14 protein-coding genes are annotated in these 16,843 nt (G+C 53.2%); 6 read left to right on the top strand and 8 right to left on the bottom strand.

The window, feature by feature from the left end; genetic code table 11:
* Positions 1–5 precede the first annotated feature (5 nt).
* On the bottom strand, positions 6–1,283 hold the full coding sequence (locus tag F3J38_RS09685) for an ABC transporter substrate-binding protein (protein ID WP_084934900.1): 1,278 nt from the start codon (positions 1,281–1,283) through the stop codon (positions 6–8).
* Between the two features lie 27 nt (positions 1,284–1,310).
* Positions 1,311–2,414, bottom strand: a complete 1,104-nt coding sequence (locus tag F3J38_RS09680; protein WP_167137606.1) for an ABC transporter ATP-binding protein — start codon at positions 2,412–2,414, stop codon at positions 1,311–1,313.
* Positions 2,415–2,687: 273 nt separating this feature from the next.
* Between F3J38_RS09680 and F3J38_RS09675 the strand changes: the two genes are divergently transcribed.
* Both F3J38_RS09675 and F3J38_RS09670 read left to right on the top strand, forming a co-directional pair.
* The gene (locus F3J38_RS09675; RefSeq protein WP_167137603.1) at positions 2,688–3,464 is read left to right on the top strand and encodes a type IV toxin-antitoxin system AbiEi family antitoxin domain-containing protein; all 777 of its coding nucleotides are present in this window, start codon (positions 2,688–2,690) and stop codon (positions 3,462–3,464) included.
* Positions 3,465–4,385: a nucleotidyl transferase AbiEii/AbiGii toxin family protein gene (locus F3J38_RS09670; RefSeq protein ID WP_167137600.1), complete on the top strand. Its 921-nt coding sequence runs from the start codon at positions 3,465–3,467 to the stop codon at positions 4,383–4,385.
* A 37-nt stretch (positions 4,386–4,422) separates the two neighbouring features.
* Here the strand turns inward: F3J38_RS09670 and F3J38_RS09665 are convergent, their stop codons facing one another.
* The 6 genes from F3J38_RS09665 to F3J38_RS09640 form a co-directional block, all read right to left on the bottom strand.
* Complete coding sequence (locus tag F3J38_RS09665; RefSeq protein ID WP_167137597.1) at positions 4,423–5,388, bottom strand: sugar-binding transcriptional regulator; 966 nt, start codon at positions 5,386–5,388, stop codon at positions 4,423–4,425.
* Positions 5,389–5,495: 107 nt separating this feature from the next.
* Positions 5,496–6,353 (bottom strand): phosphogluconate dehydrogenase C-terminal domain-containing protein, encoded by an 858-nt coding sequence (locus F3J38_RS09660; protein WP_167137594.1) that lies wholly within the window; start codon positions 6,351–6,353, stop codon positions 5,496–5,498.
* Between the two features lie 5 nt (positions 6,354–6,358).
* On the bottom strand, positions 6,359–7,168 hold the full coding sequence (locus F3J38_RS09655; RefSeq protein WP_167137591.1) for a sugar phosphate isomerase/epimerase family protein: 810 nt from the start codon (positions 7,166–7,168) through the stop codon (positions 6,359–6,361).
* Positions 7,168–7,941, bottom strand: a complete 774-nt coding sequence (locus F3J38_RS09650; RefSeq protein WP_167137588.1) for a triose-phosphate isomerase family protein — start codon at positions 7,939–7,941, stop codon at positions 7,168–7,170. The genes F3J38_RS09655 and F3J38_RS09650 overlap by 1 nt, the downstream gene beginning before the upstream one ends.
* 11 nt (positions 7,942–7,952) lie before the next feature.
* A complete protein-coding gene (locus F3J38_RS09645; protein ID WP_167137586.1) occupies positions 7,953–9,689 on the bottom strand; it encodes a dihydroxyacetone kinase family protein in 1,737 nt (578 codons plus the stop codon).
* A 1-nt stretch (position 9,690) separates the two neighbouring features.
* Complete coding sequence (locus F3J38_RS09640; protein WP_167137583.1) at positions 9,691–11,025, bottom strand: MFS transporter; 1,335 nt, start codon at positions 11,023–11,025, stop codon at positions 9,691–9,693.
* A 442-nt stretch (positions 11,026–11,467) separates the two neighbouring features.
* Here F3J38_RS09640 and F3J38_RS09635 point away from each other — a divergent pair, with 442 nt between their 5' ends.
* From F3J38_RS09635 to hcr, 4 genes are all read left to right on the top strand, one after another.
* On the top strand, positions 11,468–11,926 hold the full coding sequence (locus F3J38_RS09635; protein WP_038647043.1) for an RpiB/LacA/LacB family sugar-phosphate isomerase: 459 nt from the start codon (positions 11,468–11,470) through the stop codon (positions 11,924–11,926).
* 29 nt (positions 11,927–11,955) lie between these two features.
* A complete protein-coding gene (gene tkt, locus F3J38_RS09630; protein WP_167137580.1) occupies positions 11,956–13,947 on the top strand; it encodes a transketolase in 1,992 nt (663 codons plus the stop codon).
* A gap of 244 nt (positions 13,948–14,191) precedes the next feature.
* Positions 14,192–15,844 carry a hydroxylamine reductase gene (gene hcp / locus F3J38_RS09625; RefSeq protein ID WP_167137577.1) on the top strand — a complete coding sequence of 551 codons (1,653 nt, stop codon included), beginning with the start codon at positions 14,192–14,194 and terminating at the stop codon, positions 15,842–15,844.
* A gap of 8 nt (positions 15,845–15,852) precedes the next feature.
* Positions 15,853–16,821: an NADH oxidoreductase gene (gene hcr / locus F3J38_RS09620; RefSeq protein WP_167137575.1), complete on the top strand. Its 969-nt coding sequence runs from the start codon at positions 15,853–15,855 to the stop codon at positions 16,819–16,821.
* The last annotated feature ends 22 nt before the right edge of the window (positions 16,822–16,843 follow it).

Raw genomic sequence — 16,843 nt, 5'->3', positions numbered from 1 at the left:
TTCCGTTACTGGTATGACTTTAACAGACGGTCGGCTTGCTTTTGCGCACCTTCCAGGGCTTCGGCAGGCGTTTTGGCTTGCGTTACCGCTGCTTCTACCGCGTGGTTCAGTGCATCCTGAATCTGCACACTGTTATAGGTCGACAGTTCCGGCTGTGCATACTTCAACTGTTCACGTGCGACCAGCGCCTGAGGCACCTCTTTGACGTAATCCTTCATCACTGTGGTATCCCATGCCGCTGGCGAAGTTGCCACATAACCGGTAGCAATACTCCAGCGCGCCGCTTGTTCCGGCGAGGTCACCCAACGAATAAATTCCATGGCGGCTTTTTGCTGTTCAGGCGTGGCATTCTTAAACACATACAGGTTACCGCCGCCGGTTGGGCTACCGCGTTGGGTTTTCTCTGGCAACATCGCGACACCAAACGGGAATTTGGCATTGTCGCGCACGTTAGTCAGGTTACCCGTCGTGGTGACCATCATCGCCGTTTTGCCGCTAATGAAGTCCTGTGGCGTGGTGCCCCAGGCAATAGCCCCTTTCGGTGACACTTCTTCTTTCTGACCGAGATCGGTCAACCACTGCAGAGTTTCGATGTTACCCGGCGTATTAAAGTTAACGGCAGTGCCTTTACCGTTATCCAGACGACCGCCGTTGGTGGCAGAAAGACCCTGGAAGTTCCAGTAACCGTTGGGTGTGGACGGGATCTCAATGCCCCACTGACTGACACCGTTGGCATCTTTGATGGTCAGTTTCTTACTGAACTCGACCACTTGCTGCCAGTTAGCCGGCGGCGTGTCGCCATTCAGTCCCGCTTTTTCGAAGGCTTGTTTGTTCCAGTACATCACCACGGTAGAACGCTGGAACGGCACCCCCCACACTTTGCCGTCGATGTGGCGCAGGAAAGCGGGATAAAAACCGTCGATCCACTTTTTACCTTCATCACCCGTGGCCAGATCGCTGGCGGCAACGATTGCGCCCGCGTCGATCAATGAATAGGCTTCAATATCGCCAATCACGGCCAGCTGCGGGGCATTACCGCCGCGAAATGCCGTCAGGGCCTTGGTGACCGTTGTGGCGTAGTCACCGGTATAAACCGGCTGAATGCTCACTTCTGGGTGCTCTTTTTCAAAATCAGCCACCAGCGAGTCGACGGTGTGGCTGACTTTGCCACCGACCGCGATCGGATAGTACATCTGCAGTTTGACAGGATCCGCAGCAAAGGCGGATGCAGTTGCACAGAGTAATACAGCAGAGGCCAGACGTGAGTAACGGATCGCAGACATGATTATCCCTTGGGCGAAAAACAACGGTTAAACAGCGTATTTTTTCTGTGAGGAAAACATTTGTTGTTCGGCAGACGCACAGCGTTTGCCACTGGTACTTGAAAACAGATATTGACGGGCGGCGGACCACTGCAAGCCAACCAGACTGCCTTCGTCATAGCGTTGCATACCCGGCACTTTGACGGTCACAAGCTCGGACAATCCTGCGAGTTGGCAGGCCAGTAAGGTGTCAGACCCCATATATTCGTAACTGATAACCCGCGCGGTGAGCGCCGCATGATCGGCAGAGATAAGCTGTATATCCTCGGCACGCAGTCCCAGACTGAGCGCGACCTCATCACAACGCTCTACTACGGGAGCCTGCAGATGACTGAGGTAGTGCTGTTCGCCTTTGGCATGCAGCGGCAAGATGTTCATCGGTGGTGCACCAATAAACTGCGCAGCAAAAATAGTGGCAGGATTGTTGTAAAGGTCGTTGGGCGTCCCATGCTGCTCAATATGGCCGTCATTCAGCAGGATAATGCTATCCGCCATGCTCATCGCTTCTGTCTGGTCATGCGTGACATACAGCATGGTCAGTGCCAGTTTCTTTTGTAATGCGCGAATTTCACGACGCATGCTTTGACGCAGCTTGGCATCGAGGTTGGACAGCGGTTCATCCATTAAACACAGATTGTTGTTAGCGATCACCGCCCTACCCAGCGCCACACGTTGCTGCTGTCCACCCGAGAGTTGCGAAGGTAGCCGATCGAGCAGTTTATCCAGCTCCATCAGTTTACTGACGTCATCCAGGCGTGCGGTAAACGTCTGCTTGTCTTCCCCACGCGCTTTCAGACCAAACAGCAGGTTCTCACGTACATTGAGATGCGGAAACAGCGCATAGGATTGAAACACCATGGAGAGCTTGCGCTGCGACGGCGGTAAATGTGTGATATCGCTGTGTTTGAAATGGATCTCGCCGCTGTCGGCGGTTTCAAGCCCGGCAATAGTGCGCAGCAGCGTGGATTTGCCACAGCCAGAGGGGCCAAGTAGCGCGACAAAGCTGCCTTCTGCGGCGTCAAAACTGATGTCATTCAGGGCGATTTTTTCGCCCCATGCTTTAGTGATGTGATGAAGCGAAAGGTGGCTCATGCATCCGCAGTCCTGAAAACAGAATGGCGGTAAGCTAGCTTAGGGAAATGAAGGATTTATGGTGCTGAGGTGACGGTTGAGTGACTGGGATTAGGCCGTCATTAAGTTATATGAACGTTAGAAAGACCACCACTTGGTTTATTAAAATTATAATAAGCGGCGATAATTGCCGTAAAATCCAAACATAACAAACCCAAAGCCCTGTAAGGTTTGCTTAATATAAAATTAACGGCGATAATTGCCGTCATCTGACAACTATGCAAACCAGAAACGATGTTAAACGCTGAAAGTCGTCAAAAACTGAAAATGATGCTTCCTGCGGGATTACTCGCCACTAAACCTTGGTTAGTCACACAAGGTTTGAACCCCCACTTCATTGATAATGCGGTCAAAAGTCAAACGCTGCTGACACTTACCCCTGGTGTGTATGTCCGTGAAGTGTTGCAGGTTAACTGGAAAGGCATTGTCACCTCATTGCAAAGGATGAGTTTCTTCCCCGTGCATGTCGGCGGCTTGAGCGCACTAGATCAAGAAGGGCTCGCTCATTATCAATCACGTAGCAAACGTATCCACATCAATCTGTACGCAGAAACGGCCTTACCTGCATGGCTGAATAAAATCGACAACAACATTCATTTTGAATGGCACAGCACTCGCCGATTATGGCCCGCTTCATTGATGCAGAAGACTCACTATCTTCGAGAGGATCACTGGCGAGAGTCACTTCCTCCCTTGCTCTACTCCTCACCTGAAAAAGCGATACTGGAGGCCCTGGCAGGTGTTCCATCAACAATAAGCTTTGAACATGCAGCTCAACTGATGCAGAGCTTATCCACTTTATCGCCTAAAAAAATGGATGCCCTGTTGCGTGCCAGCTCCAGCATTAAGAGTAAACGATTATTTTTATGGCTGTCTCAACAGTACAATCATGCTTGGTTCAAATACCTAAAACCGGAAGAATATGATTTGGGTGTGGGAAAGCGTGAAATAGCACGTGGTGGCCGATTGGATAAAACATGGAATATAACTGTACCCAAGGAGTCGACGTAAATGGACCGCCAGAGTGTTTATTATAAGCAAGTACAGTTATTGCTGCAGATCCTGCCAATTGTCTCTCAGCATAACTGCTTCGCACTCAAAGGCGGCACGGCGATAAATCTCTTTATTCGTGATTTACCCCGTTTATCCGTCGATATTGACTTGGTTTTTCTACCCGTGATGGATCGTCAGCAATCTCTAATGACTATCCGTTTGAAGTTAAATGAAATCACGAATAGCATCATCGCGACATTAGCAGGCAGCACAGTAATTAAATCTTACGAAGATAAAATAGACGCGTTAAGACTGACGGTTGTGCGTAGCGGCATACAGATAAAAATTGAGTTATCTCCCGTGTTGCGTGGCACCGTCTATGAGCCTTCGGTTATCTCAGTGAGTGATTCCGTCGAGGAGGAATTTGGCTTCGCAGAGACGCTAGTCGTCGCTTTTGCTGACCTCTATGCGGGAAAAATATGTGCAGCTTTAGATCGTCAACATCCTCGTGATTTGTTTGATATTAAGTTTTTGCTCGATAATGAAGGGCTCACAGAAGAATTGCGCAAGGCACTGCTGGTCTATTTAGTTAGCCACCCTCGCCCATTATCAGAATTGTTGAGGCCTCAATTAAAAGACATTGGCAGTGTTTATGAGGGTGAATTTCGTAATATGGCGGAGATTGATGTCTCAAGGGAGGAATTGGAAGCAGCAAGAACCCAATTAATTGAGACGATAAATCGTTCAATTACCGAGCAAGAGCGCCACTTTCTACTGACATTCAAATATGGAACACCAGACTGGGCCTTGTTGGGATTAACAGATGTTGAGCAATTACCTGCCGTACGTTGGAAATTACATAATTTATCTAACATGCAGCCATCTAAACACACGGAAGCTCTGGCAAAACTCAAGGACGTACTGCTAATAACTTCATAGCTAAGCCATGCAGTATGGCTTAGCCACTGAAGACAAATTACTGCGACATACTCAAAATCGTGCGAATATTTTGTGCCGTGGTAGCGACAATATCGATTGCACCCGTGCGCAACGCGCCGAGAATGGCCATGGCTTTTGTATTCTCGGAAGCAATCGCAATCACGCAGGGGATCTTGCGTAATTCTTCGATGCTGAGGCCAATGACACGGTCATTCATTACCGTATCGACATGCTGCCCTTGGGCATTGAAGAAGTCGTAGCCCGCCACATCGCCAGTCACGCCCTGATTCACATGCGCATCAATAATTTCATGCGGCGTGAACCAGCCAAGTTTCACCATATAGCTGTTTTCATTCATATCACCGATGCCCACTATCGCCACATCGGCCTTACGCGCCCGGTCCAGCGTCTCTTTGATGGTGCCGTTTTGCATAAAGGCGTCACGGAGTGCGCGGTTCTCGACATAGGCCGGGGCATACAGGGTTTCACTGATACCACCAAATTTCTTCGCCAGACGACGGCTAATGTGATCGGCATTAATGGCGTCACCGGGACGATGCGTACCGCCAATGCCACTGATGAAAAGACAATTGCGCGTCGGCACCTGACCGGGATAATCAGCAACTGCCGCCACGTTGCGTCCCTGTCCTACCGCCACGATGGCATTATCTTTCAAGGACTGCGCGAGATGTGATGACACCAACGCAGCAACCTGACGGCGTTGCTCTTCATCATCGGGGGAATCCAGGGCAATCAGTGCGCGTTGCAGTTGGGGAAAACGGTTTTGCAGCTGTTGTTCAAGACGTGTACTGAACACCGGATGATAGCGCACATTAATCTCGACGATACCCTCTTCACGCGCGCGCTTGAGCAGACGGCCAACTTTAATGCGGGAAATCCCAAACTTACGCGCAATCTCCTCCTGGGTGATTTCGTCCTGATAATAGGCTACAGCAATTTCTGTCAGCAGCTCGGAGTCCTGAGAAAGCGTGTTTTTTTCCATCCGTTACCTGTCTTGTATCGTGACACTTGATTTGAGGAAGGAGTTATATCATTGATACGACTCGCTTCGCCAGACAGCGGCGTCGCGAGTCGTAAGACACATCACGCTTAGCGTTTGATTGCGTCAATTTTCAACATACGGGCAATCACAATATCCAGCTCTTTCTGATCGAAGATCTGCTTCCAGTCTGGCTTAACAATTTTCTCGCGGCCGTACTCCATCGCGATCATACAGGCATCTGAGAACGGGTTGGTGGCGCGGAAAGCCACAGCCAGTGCGATCTGAATATGACCATACAGCATCGCTTTCGCGGCTTCTTCTGGCACACCGCTGTGCTTCACGGTTTCATCCAGCGCCTCTTTCATGAACGCGCCAACCATGCAAGCCACGGTTTCCACCAGCGTTGGCTCCAGGTAAGCCAACTGCGTCACCGTGACCCAATGCACTTCTTCGACTGGGCCGTACATCACGCTGATCACTTTGCTCAGTTCGGCTTTCTGCGCATCGCTACCGGTTTCATACGAAGCCGCAACGTGCTGAACAGCGGCGATACCGCCAAAGGCATCCGCATGTTCTTCTTTGGTGTAACGCTCCAGGAACACCGACGGATGGCAAGGATGGGCAACCGCGTATTCAATGCCATCACGATGCGCGATCAGGTTAGCGTAGGCTGCAGCAGGGTCCAGCGTCAGCAAAATGGCCCCCGCTTTCATCTGTGGCACCACGCCTTCTGACACTTTGCCCAACACGATATCCGGCACCGCCAGGATCACCACATCACTGACCGGCACCACGGAAGCCGCATCAGACAACTCACGACCTTGCGCAGTGACTTGTTCCTGCGCCTTCGGGGAGTTTTCAACGTAAAACACCTGGTATGCGCTTTTCTGGAAGTTGGCAGAAATACGCATGCCCATTTTGCCGCCGGCGCCAATCACGGTGATGGTTTTCAATGTATTGCTCATCGGTATTACTCCTGATCTTGTTTACTACGTAAGAATTCAACGGTACGGCGAGTCCACTCGGCTTCTCGCTCGCAGGTCAACGCGGCATCGTCTTGCCACGGCAACCAGTGTTCGACTATTTGGTTAATCTCTCTTTCAACCGGGCGCACGCTGGCGATCATCCGGTCATAATCCAGCAGGCCTTCGCCCATCAGGCAGCCCGCATAGGTAAAGCCGACCCAGCCATCACGACGTGTAAAGGCGAAATCTTTAATGTGGAGATTGCCGACACGCGCGGCAGTATTGGCGATGACCTGCTCAGGCAATTCCAGTCCTGCCACGCAGTTAGCCGGGTCCAGGCAGACACACAGCCACGGCGACAAGAACTTATTAATCACTGACATCATTGCGCCGCTCTTGACCTGCTCGTAGGTCTCCAGACACAAACGCACCTGCTGACGCGCAAAATCCGGCAAAACAGCAGCAATTAGTTCAGCCGCTTCGTCCAGTGACGGGCGGTGTTCGGCGGTGTAGAACATCGAGCGCACCACGCGCGCATCGAGAATGTTTGCCATATGCAGATAGCGACGCAGATGGGTGGTGCCCAAGCCGCGTGTACCCAGCTCAAGCGTGATGCCAAGCTTGTCGGCCAGTTGGCGAAGATCCTGTAACTGCTCATCTGACCAACTTTCAATCGCCGGGTAATCACAAATTTGAAATACCGACACATCCATCTCAGCGGTCTGTTGCAGCATCTGCTCCAGCGTCAGTGGGTTCGGCACTTTGCTGGACATGCGCCAGAAAAAGGCATAGGTACTGAGTCCGATACGGCTCATTAACGGATCTCCTTGGCCAGCACGCTGGCTTCTTCAATGATTTGCGCCAGCGCGTTAGGATCGTGGGCAAAGCGGCCGAGGAACAGGCCGTTGACGTCTGCGCCCAGACGCTGAATCAGTCCCGGTCCTGCGCTGCCGCCATAAATAATTTTCAATGTGATGCCGTTTGGCGTTTTCAACTGTTGCAGGCCCGCACAAACCGCGCGGATGTAGCTGTCGGGGGCGGGCTGCGGTGCGCCAATCGCCCATTGCGGTTCATAGGCGAAGAACACTTCACCCTTCAGCCCTTGTTGCGCGGCATCCGCTAAGGCTTCGGCGAGCTGCTGCTCGCATAATGCAATCGCCTGCTCCGGCTCAGCCTGTTGCTCTTCGCCGATACATAACACTGGCGTTAAACCATGGCGCAGCGACATGGCGACTTTGGCCGCAATTTGCGCTTTGTCTTCATGGAAATGACGACGACGTTCTGCATGACCAATCTCGGCCAGTGAACAACCCAGCTCCTGCAACATGCTGGCGCTCACTTCACCGGTCCAGGCACCGTTCTCGGCCTGACACACATCCTGTCCGCCAAAGCGAACCGGCGTTTTAGCAAAGATGTCGGCAACGGCTGGGATGGCAGGATAGGCAGGCAGTACGAACAGCCCCACTTCTCCGTTTTTCACCGCCGGAAGCTGCGCCAGTCCGGCTACTTTGCGGCACCAGTCCAATGTTTGCTGATAACCGAAGTACATTTTCAGGCTGACGCCGAGCCAGATCTTAGGCTGAGACATTGTGATGCTCCTTACTGAGAGACTTTCTGTTCTTTTAGCAAATCGCCAACCCTGTTGACGATCATCGCCAGCGAAATCGCACCGGCATCCGGTGTGCCAACACTTTTCTCTGCCAACGGGCGAGCACGCCCCATTTTTGGAACAAGATGCGCCGTATCTTGCGCGGCCTTATCGGCCACTTTTGCTGCCGCCAGCCAGGCATCGGTCAGTGAAGCTCCCTCCGCGACTGCTGCGTTAAGACTGTCGCTAAACGGCACCAACACATCAACCATGGTTTTGTCACCGACTTTGGCTTTACCAAAGTGCATGATGCCGTCTTTAGCGCCTTTTACCCCAGCGGCGACACGTTGCGCATCCGGTGATTGATTATCGCCAATCGAGGTGCCCAGCGCGGTTAAGGCTACCCCCCACAACGCACCTGAAGTGCCACCAGCTTTGTCTGCCCAGGCATCCGCCGCCCGGCACAGCAAACTCCCCGCTCCCGCACCACGTGCAGCCACTTCACGCGCTTTTTCCACCGCGCCGAGCACGCCACGTTCCATACCAATGCCGTGGTCACCGTCACCGGCGACAGCATCAATGTCGCCCAACTTTTGCACGTTACGCTGTAACAAGTCAGCGACAGACTCCAGAAGGGATAAGACCCGCTGTGCGCTTTGCTGAGATTCAGCAGAAGCCTGTGGCAGCGCTTCTTCAGTGCTCTCTTCGCATTCTGCTGCACTTAAAGGCTCAGCGATCAGGACACTTCCTTTTCGATAAGCCGGTGCATTGGCGGGGGCGCGCCACAGTGTTTCCAGTTCATCATCCAGCCACATTAGCGTCAGAGAAACACCCGCCATATTAAAACTGGTGACAAACTCGCCCACGTCGGGCTCAACCACGGCTAATCCTGCCGCATCAAGTAACTGAGCCACACGGCGGTACACCACAAACAGTTCTTCGTACTTCACGGAGCCCAAACCGTTCAGGATCACCGCGACGCGCTGACCTGCAATCTGTTTGATGTCTGCCGGCACTTCACTCAGCAGACGTTCAACAAAAATTTCAGCCAGCTCATCGGCACGCGGTACCTCGGTTTCGCTGATACCGGGCTCACCGTGAATTCCCAGACCCAGCGCCATGCGGCCTTTTTCCACCTCAAACAGCGGATGCGACGCGCCAGGTAAGGTACAACCTGCGAAGGCCACGCCAAAGGTACGGGTGCGATCGTTAGCGTGCTGTGACTTTTTCAGCACGGTAGCCAGATCGTCGCCCGCTTCAGCCGCCGCACAGGCCGCTTTGAAGACACACAAGTCACCCGCCACACCGCGACGTTTCGTCAGCTCATCTTTGCTGGCGCTGGAGATGTCATCGGTTACCGCCAGAATTTCGCAGGCAATACCTTCAGCACGCAGGCGTTCGCAAGCCTGGCCAAAGTGCAGTACGTCACCGGCGTAGTTACCGAACATCAACAGGACACCTGCGCCGTTATGGGCAGCGCGGGCCACGTTGTAGATCTGCTGGGCAGACGGCGAAGCAAACAGGTTGCCCATTGCCGCACCGTGTGCCAGCCCTTGTCCAACCAACCCGGCGAAGGCCGGATAATGACCGGAACCGCCGCCCACAATCACCGCAACCGTGTTTGGCTGGCTGCGCGTACTGCGCACCACACCACCAGTGACCTGACGAACTTTATCGGCGTTGGCGGCGACAAAGCCTTCAATGAGTTCAGCAGCAAAGGCTGAAGGTTGATTAAACAGGTATGTCATTTTAGTGCTCCTGTGCGATAGAGGTCGGCTGAGACTGCGTACGTTGGCGATTAAGTAACAACATGAGAACGGCAGACAGCAGCATGAATCCGCCGACCACAAACATCGGTAAGACGTAGCTGTTGGTGGCGTCGTGCAGTGCGCCAGTGATATAGCCCGCGGAGAAGCCCGCCACGTTTCCTAAGGTATTAATCAGTGCAATGGCAGCCGCAGCTGATGCACCGGTCAGGAACTGCGTTGGCAGTGTCCAGAAGTTCGGTAAGGCTGCGAAGATAGAGCTCGCCGTAATCGCAATCACCATGATGGTGGTAAACGGTGAATCCATATACAGCGCCAGGGGAACGCTGATACCGCCCGCCAGAGCTGGGATCGCAATATGCCAGGTTTTGCAGCCGCGACGTGTGGCATCTTTTGACCAGAAGTACATCACCACGGCGGCAATCAGGTATGGCACGCCGGTGATCAAGCCTTTCTGCATCACGTTAAAAGTGGTGCCGAACTGCTGCTGGAAGCCGCCGATAATGGTCGGCAGGAAAAAGGCCAGCGCATACAGACCATAGATAAAGCCGAAGTAGATCAGGCACAGCGTCCACACACGACCGTTACCCATCACTGAACGCAGGCTGTGTTTCTGGTGGCTCTGCTTCTGCTGATGCTCCGCTTCCAACTCGTTGGTCAGCCAGGTTTTCTCTTCAGCCGTCAACCATTTCGCCTGACGCGGTGAATCCACCAGCCAGAACAACGCCGCAATACCGATCAAGATGGCCGGAACTGAGACACCGAGGAACATCACACGCCATCCGTCCAGACCAAACAGACCGTGTTGCTCAATCAAACCTGCCGCTAATGGCGCACCGAACACTACGGTTAGGGGTTGTGCCAGATAGAACAGGGACAGAATTTTGCTGCGATGACGCCCCGGTACCCACATGCTCAGATAAAGAATCGCGCCCGGGAAGAAGCCCGCTTCCGCGATACCCAACAGCAGGCGCAACGTATACAGCCCTTCGACACTGCTCACCCAAGTGAACAGTAAGGAAACAATTCCCCAGCTGATCATGATGCGCGCCAGCCAGCGGCGCGCGCCGAATTTGTGCAGCGCCAGGTTGCTTGGCACTTCCAGCAGGATATAACCGATAAAGAAGATGCCCGACGCCAGACCAAACTGTACGCCCGTCAGACCGAGGTCTTGCGTCATACCGTTAGGCCCAGCAAATGAGATAGCTGTGCGATCAAGGAAGTTAATAAAGAACATCAGCGCCACGAAAGGCACCAGACGCCAGGAGATTTTACTGATAGCGGACTTCTCGACCGCTGTCATGGTTTGCTGACTCATAACGCACCTCCATGACGTGCGTGGTTAAAGCTTTTGATTGGTGTTGACCAGACGCCAAGGGGGCGCTGGTTGCAGGTGTACTGAGAGGTACGGTGTAAATGACACATGTTCGAGTCCTCGATGGGTCTTCTTGTACATTGGTATCGTTATGCGAACAAATGAACACTACACGTATAATTGTGCAGCGCTCAACCGCAAAGCGTGAAAATGTGACCCTGCTCATGAGATTTAAATTTGGCGATAAATCGGAGATTTACGGGGATTTACAGCGCAACCAGCGCACTACAGGCCTTCAAAGCCGGAATTGATGGGAAAAACGCACTTAAGACATATGAACAACCATTGAACATATGATGGATTTTATGGCAGGCTGTCACTGAACATCTTCTCGCCTACGTAACAAACGTTCAGGCGTAAGAACAAACCCTGCTGGAGAATGACGATGAAAACAATCGCAATTGGCGCCGATGATGCGGCTATCGAATTGAAAAACATCATTAAAAAACTGCTTGAAGAAAAAGACTATCAAGTCACTGACTACACCAATGACGCGCAAAATGACCGTCCAATGTACCCGGATGTCGCTTTTGCACTGGCAACCGCCATTCAGAAAAATGAATTTGAGCGTGGCATCCTGTTATGCGGCACCGGCATTGGGGTGGCAATCGTCGCGAACAAAGTTGAGGGCGTTCGCGCGGCACAATGTCATGACACGTTCTCTGCTGAGCGTGCACGTAAAAGCAATAACGCCCAGATCATGACCATGGGCGCACGTGTTATCGGTCCGGAATTGGCGAAAAATATCGTGAATGCCTGGCTGGCCTCAGAGTTTGAAGGTGGCGGCTCAACAGCCAAAGTTGAGAAGATCGGTTACTACGAACAGGTTTCACACACTAAATAATTGCCGACTGCTTACCTCTGGAGATCTTTATGTCAACACGCCGGGAAAGAGCGAACGCCATCCGTGCTTTGAGCATGGATGGTGTTCAGCAAGCGAATTCAGGACATCCGGGTGCCCCGATGGGCATGGCGGATATCGCTGAAGTTTTGTGGCTCGATTTCTTACAACACAATCCAATCAACCCTCAATGGGCTAACCGCGATCGCTTCGTGCTGTCGAATGGCCACGGCTCTATGCTGATTTATAGCCTGCTACACCTCAGCGGCTACGACCTGCCCCTTAGTGAACTGAAGAATTTCCGCCAGTTACATTCAAAAACGCCAGGACACCCCGAGTATGGCTATACGCCTGGCGTCGAAACCACCACCGGCCCATTAGGCCAGGGTATCGCTAACGCCGTGGGCTTTGCCATCGCTGAGCGCACGTTGGCGGCCCAGTTTAACCGTCCTGGCCATGATATTGTCGATCATCACACCTACGTGTTTATGGGTGACGGCTGCATGATGGAAGGTATCTCGCACGAGGTATGCTCCATCGCTGGTACTCTGAAGCTGGGGAAACTGGTGGCCTTCTATGATGACAACGGCATCTCTATCGACGGTCACGTTGATGGCTGGTTTACCGATGACACTGCATCCCGTTTTGAAGCCTACGGCTGGCATGTGGTGCGCGGTGTGGACGGTCACGACGGTGAGGCCATTAAGCAAGCGGTCGAAGCCGCCAAAGCCATCACTGACAAACCTTCACTGTTGATGTGCAAAACCATCATCGGTTTCGGGTCGCCCAACAAAGCGGGCACCCACGATTCACACGGTGCTCCACTGGGCGGCGATGAAATTACATTGACCCGCAAACAGCTGGGCTGGAACCACGCGCCGTTTGAAATTCCTTCAGACCTCTACGCGCAGTGGGATGCGAAAGAAGCCGGTCAGGCAAGAGAAGCCGCCTGGGACGAAAAAGTAGCAGCCTACGCCGTCGCTTTCCCGGAACTGGCAGCAGAGTTTACGCGCCGAGTGAACAACACGTTACCGGCCAACTGGGCATCCGAATCGCAGAAGTTCATCGAACAGTTGCAGGCTAACCCGGCAAAAATTGCCAGCCGCAAAGCCTCGCAAAATGCGATTGAAGCCTTCGGTAAAATCCTGCCGGAATACCTCGGCGGCTCCGCTGACCTTGCACCCAGTAACCTCACCCTGTGGTCGGGTTCTCAGCCCATCAACGAAGATCCTGCCGGCAACTATATCCATTACGGCGTACGCGAATTCGGCATGACGGCGATCGCTAACGGTATTGCGCTGCACGGCGGTTTCCTGCCCTACACCGCGACTTTCCTGATGTTTGTGGAATATGCGCGCAATGCGGCACGTATGGCGGCGTTGATGAAAGTGCGTCAGATCATGGTCTACACCCATGACTCTATCGGCTTAGGCGAAGATGGCCCAACCCACCAGCCAGTTGAGCAGATGGCGAGCCTGCGTGTGACACCTAATATGAGTCTGTGGCGTCCCTGTGACCAGGTGGAGTCGGCTGTCGCCTGGAAATACGCCATCGAACGCGTCCACGGCCCTACCGCTTTGATCTTCTCTCGTCAAAATCTGGCGCAGCAGGATCGTAGCGCTGAACAGCTGGCAAACGTGGTGCGCGGCGGTTATGTGCTGAAAGACAGCCAGGGTACACCGGAGTTGATCCTGATTGCGACGGGCTCTGAAGTTGAACTGGCGGTCGCGGCGTATGAGCAATTGACGGGAGAAGGCCGTAAAGTCCGCGTGGTGTCGATGCCCTCTACTGATGCTTTCGACCAGCAGGATGCAGCCTACCGTGAATCTGTGCTGCCAAAAGCGGTCTCGGCGCGTGTGGCCATCGAAGCTGGCATCGCGGATTACTGGTTTAAGTACACCGGTTTACACGGCGCGATTGTCGGTATGACCACCTTTGGTGAGTCTGCTCCAGCAGAACTACTGTTCAAAGAGTTCGGTTTCACCGTTGAAAACGTGGTGAACACCGCGAAATCTATTCTGTAATCAGCGGCCGCCAGCCATGGCAGTCCTACAGATGCGAGTACCGGGTGCGCATTGCGCACCCGTTTTTTGCACGCTTTTCGCCGTTGACATCAATACCTCTCTACACGTCGATTAAAACCTCCCTGCGCAAAATTACGCTAAATCAATCTCCCCTTAAGTAACCTGCAAATCCTCTGGTCAGTCAGCGAAATCAAGCCTAGCTTAAAGATGCATTTAAAATACAACTTATACGCAAGGTGTGATTATGTTCTGTGTGCAATGTGAGCAAACCATTCGAACTCCCGTGGCCAACGGCTGTTCTTACGCGCAGGGAATGTGCGGCAAGACCGCTGAAACCTCCGACTTACAGGATTTATTGATTGCAGCGCTGCAAGGGCTCTCGGCTTGGGCCTGCAAAGCGCGTGAATATGACCTGATTGACCACGCGGTTGACAGCTTCGCCCCGCGCGCCTTCTTTTCCACCCTCACCAACGTCAACTTTGATCCGATCCGCATCGTCGGTTACGCGCGAGAAGCGATTGCCAAACGTGAGGCTCTAAAAGCGCTGTGCCTGGTGCTCGATGCCCATGCGCAGGTCGAACACCCAATGGCCGACTTACAACTGGTCAGTGACAACCTCGGCGATCTGCAAAGGCAAGCAGCGGCCTTTATCCCCAACCGCGATAAAGCCGCTATCGGTGACAACATTCTCGGCCTGCGCTTGCTTTGTCTCTATGGGCTGAAGGGCGCAGCGGCGTATATGGAACACGCGCATGTCCTCGGCCAATATGACAACGCCATCTACGCACGCTATCACACCCTCATGGCGTGGCTCGGCACCTGGCCAGCGGAGATGAATGCATTGCTTGAATGTGCGATGGACATCGGCCAGATGAATTTCAGCGTGATGCAAATACTCGATGCGGGTGAAACCCATGCCTACGGCCATCCCACTCCCACTCAGGTCAACGTCAAAGCGGTAGCGGGTAAAAGCATATTGATTTCCGGCCATGACCTGAAAGATCTCTATCACCTGCTGCAACAAACCGAGGGCACAGGCGTTAACGTCTACACCCATGGCGAGATGTTGCCTGCGCATGGCTATCCTGAACTGCGAAAATTCAAACACTTGGTGGGTAACTACGGCAGCGGATGGCAAAACCAGCAGGTTGAATTCGCGCGCTTCCCTGGCCCCATTGTGATGACATCCAACTGCATCATCGATCCGCATGTTGGCTCATATCAGGATCGTATCTGGACGCGCAGCATCGTTGGCTGGCCTGGTGTCAATCATCTGGAAGGTGACGATTTTAGCCCTGTAATTTCGCAAGCCTTGCAGCTCAACGGCTTCCCTTACAGTGAAATTGAACATCTCATTACCGTGGGCTTTGGCCGACAAACGCTGCTCGGCGCGGTCGACACGCTGATCGACCTCGTCAGCCGCGAAAAATTGCGCCACGTATTTTTAGTCGGTGGCTGCGACGGTGCACGCGGTGAACGCAATTACTTCACGGATTTTGCCACCCAGGTTCCGGCAGATTGTCTGATCTTAACGCTGGCTTGCGGAAAGTATCGCTTTAACAAGCTCGATTTCGGTGACATTGAAGGCTTACCGCGTCTGGTGGATGCCGGACAGTGCAACGATGCCTATTCAGCCATCATGTTGGCCGTCACCCTGGCAGAGAAACTGGGCTGCAGCGTCAATGAACTGCCACTCTCGTTAGTGCTGTCTTGGTTTGAACAAAAGGCAATTGTGATTCTGCTGACGTTGTTGTCACTGGGCGTCACTAATATTGTCACCGGCCCCACTGCGCCCGGTTTCCTGACACCGGACCTGCTTGCCGTGTTGAATGAGAAATTTGGCCTGCGCCAGGTCACCACCGTCGAGCAAGATATGCAACAGATGCTGAGCGCATAGGAGACACCATGACCATGCCAACCCCACTGTGCCCATGGCGCATGCAAGTCCATCATATTCACCAGGAAACGCCTGACGTCTGGACGCTGTCGCTGATTTGCCATGATTACTATCCCTACCGCGCAGGCCAATACGCCCTCGTGAGTATCGGTCATCAAAAGGAGACACTGCGCGCCTATACGCTATCGTCAACGCCGGGCGTCAGTGAATACATCACACTGACCGTCAGACGTATCGAAAACGGGTCTGGATCAAACTGGCTAACACAGCAGGTGAAACGCGGTGACTACCTGTGGCTGTCGGATGCTCAAGGCGCATTTACCTGTGACACTCTCGCCAGTAACAAACTGCTATTACTGGCAGCCGGTTGTGGCATCACGCCGGTGATGTCGATGCGTCGTTGGCTGGCTGCCCATCGCCCTGACGTGGATGTGCAGGTGATCTACAGCGTGCGCTCACCGCAGGATGTGATTTTCGCGGATGAGTGGCAGAACTATCCCGTCACGCTGGTGGCGGAGAGTCAGGCAAGCGCAGGATTTATGGCGGGGCGTTTAACACAGGCCATGCTGAGTGCCGTACCGGATCTCACCGAACGGACCCTCTTCTGCTGTGGTCCTGCACCCTATATGGAATGGGTAGAGAACACTGCGCGAGAAATGGGGGTTTTACAGGTCTTTAAAGAGCCCTTCTTCACCCCTGCGTCTCCCGCTGCGGGTGAAGGCGTGATGTTAACCAAACTGTCTGCGGCGAAAACCTTCTTTGCAGCCCATGGCGACTCACTGTTGCAGGCACTGGAGAGCAATCAGGTCGCGGTAAATGCCGCCTGTCGCGAAGGCGTATGTGGCTGCTGCAAAACCCAAGTGCTTGCCGGTGAATACAGCGTTAGCAGTACGCTGACCCTGACCGAACAAGAGATCGCCGAGGGCTATGTGCTGGCGTGTTCTTGCCAGCCATTAAGTGATTTAGTGGTGGCATGAGGGGTAAAAAACGCGCTTCAAT

It is taken from the genome of Candidatus Pantoea formicae (genome assembly GCF_011752625.1).
GTDB classification, from domain to species: domain Bacteria; phylum Pseudomonadota; class Gammaproteobacteria; order Enterobacterales; family Enterobacteriaceae; genus Pantoea; species Pantoea formicae.
Note: the sequence above shows the minus strand (reverse complement) of the source record. Positions and strands in the feature narration are given on the sequence as shown.

What these genes read in the sequence shown, in the direction of transcription:
- F3J38_RS09685 (WP_084934900.1), bottom strand. Translation starts at nt 1,283, where the DNA reads ATGTCTGCGATCCGTTACTCACGTCTGGCCTCTGCTGTATTACTCTGT.
- F3J38_RS09680 (WP_167137606.1), bottom strand. Translation starts at nt 2,414, where the DNA reads ATGAGCCACCTTTCGCTTCATCACATCACTAAAGCATGGGGCGAAAAA.
- F3J38_RS09675 (WP_167137603.1), top strand. Translation starts at nt 2,688, where the DNA reads ATGTTAAACGCTGAAAGTCGTCAAAAACTGAAAATGATGCTTCCTGCG.
- F3J38_RS09670 (WP_167137600.1), top strand. Translation starts at nt 3,465, where the DNA reads ATGGACCGCCAGAGTGTTTATTATAAGCAAGTACAGTTATTGCTGCAG.
- F3J38_RS09665 (WP_167137597.1), bottom strand. Translation starts at nt 5,388, where the DNA reads ATGGAAAAAAACACGCTTTCTCAGGACTCCGAGCTGCTGACAGAAATT.
- F3J38_RS09660 (WP_167137594.1), bottom strand. Translation starts at nt 6,353, where the DNA reads ATGAGCAATACATTGAAAACCATCACCGTGATTGGCGCCGGCGGCAAA.
- F3J38_RS09655 (WP_167137591.1), bottom strand. Translation starts at nt 7,168, where the DNA reads ATGAGCCGTATCGGACTCAGTACCTATGCCTTTTTCTGGCGCATGTCC.
- F3J38_RS09650 (WP_167137588.1), bottom strand. Translation starts at nt 7,941, where the DNA reads ATGTCTCAGCCTAAGATCTGGCTCGGCGTCAGCCTGAAAATGTACTTC.
- F3J38_RS09645 (WP_167137586.1), bottom strand. Translation starts at nt 9,689, where the DNA reads ATGACATACCTGTTTAATCAACCTTCAGCCTTTGCTGCTGAACTCATT.
- F3J38_RS09640 (WP_167137583.1), bottom strand. Translation starts at nt 11,025, where the DNA reads ATGAGTCAGCAAACCATGACAGCGGTCGAGAAGTCCGCTATCAGTAAA.
- F3J38_RS09635 (WP_038647043.1), top strand. Translation starts at nt 11,468, where the DNA reads ATGAAAACAATCGCAATTGGCGCCGATGATGCGGCTATCGAATTGAAA.
- tkt (WP_167137580.1), top strand. Translation starts at nt 11,956, where the DNA reads ATGTCAACACGCCGGGAAAGAGCGAACGCCATCCGTGCTTTGAGCATG.
- hcp (WP_167137577.1), top strand. Translation starts at nt 14,192, where the DNA reads ATGTTCTGTGTGCAATGTGAGCAAACCATTCGAACTCCCGTGGCCAAC.
- hcr (WP_167137575.1), top strand. Translation starts at nt 15,853, where the DNA reads ATGACCATGCCAACCCCACTGTGCCCATGGCGCATGCAAGTCCATCAT.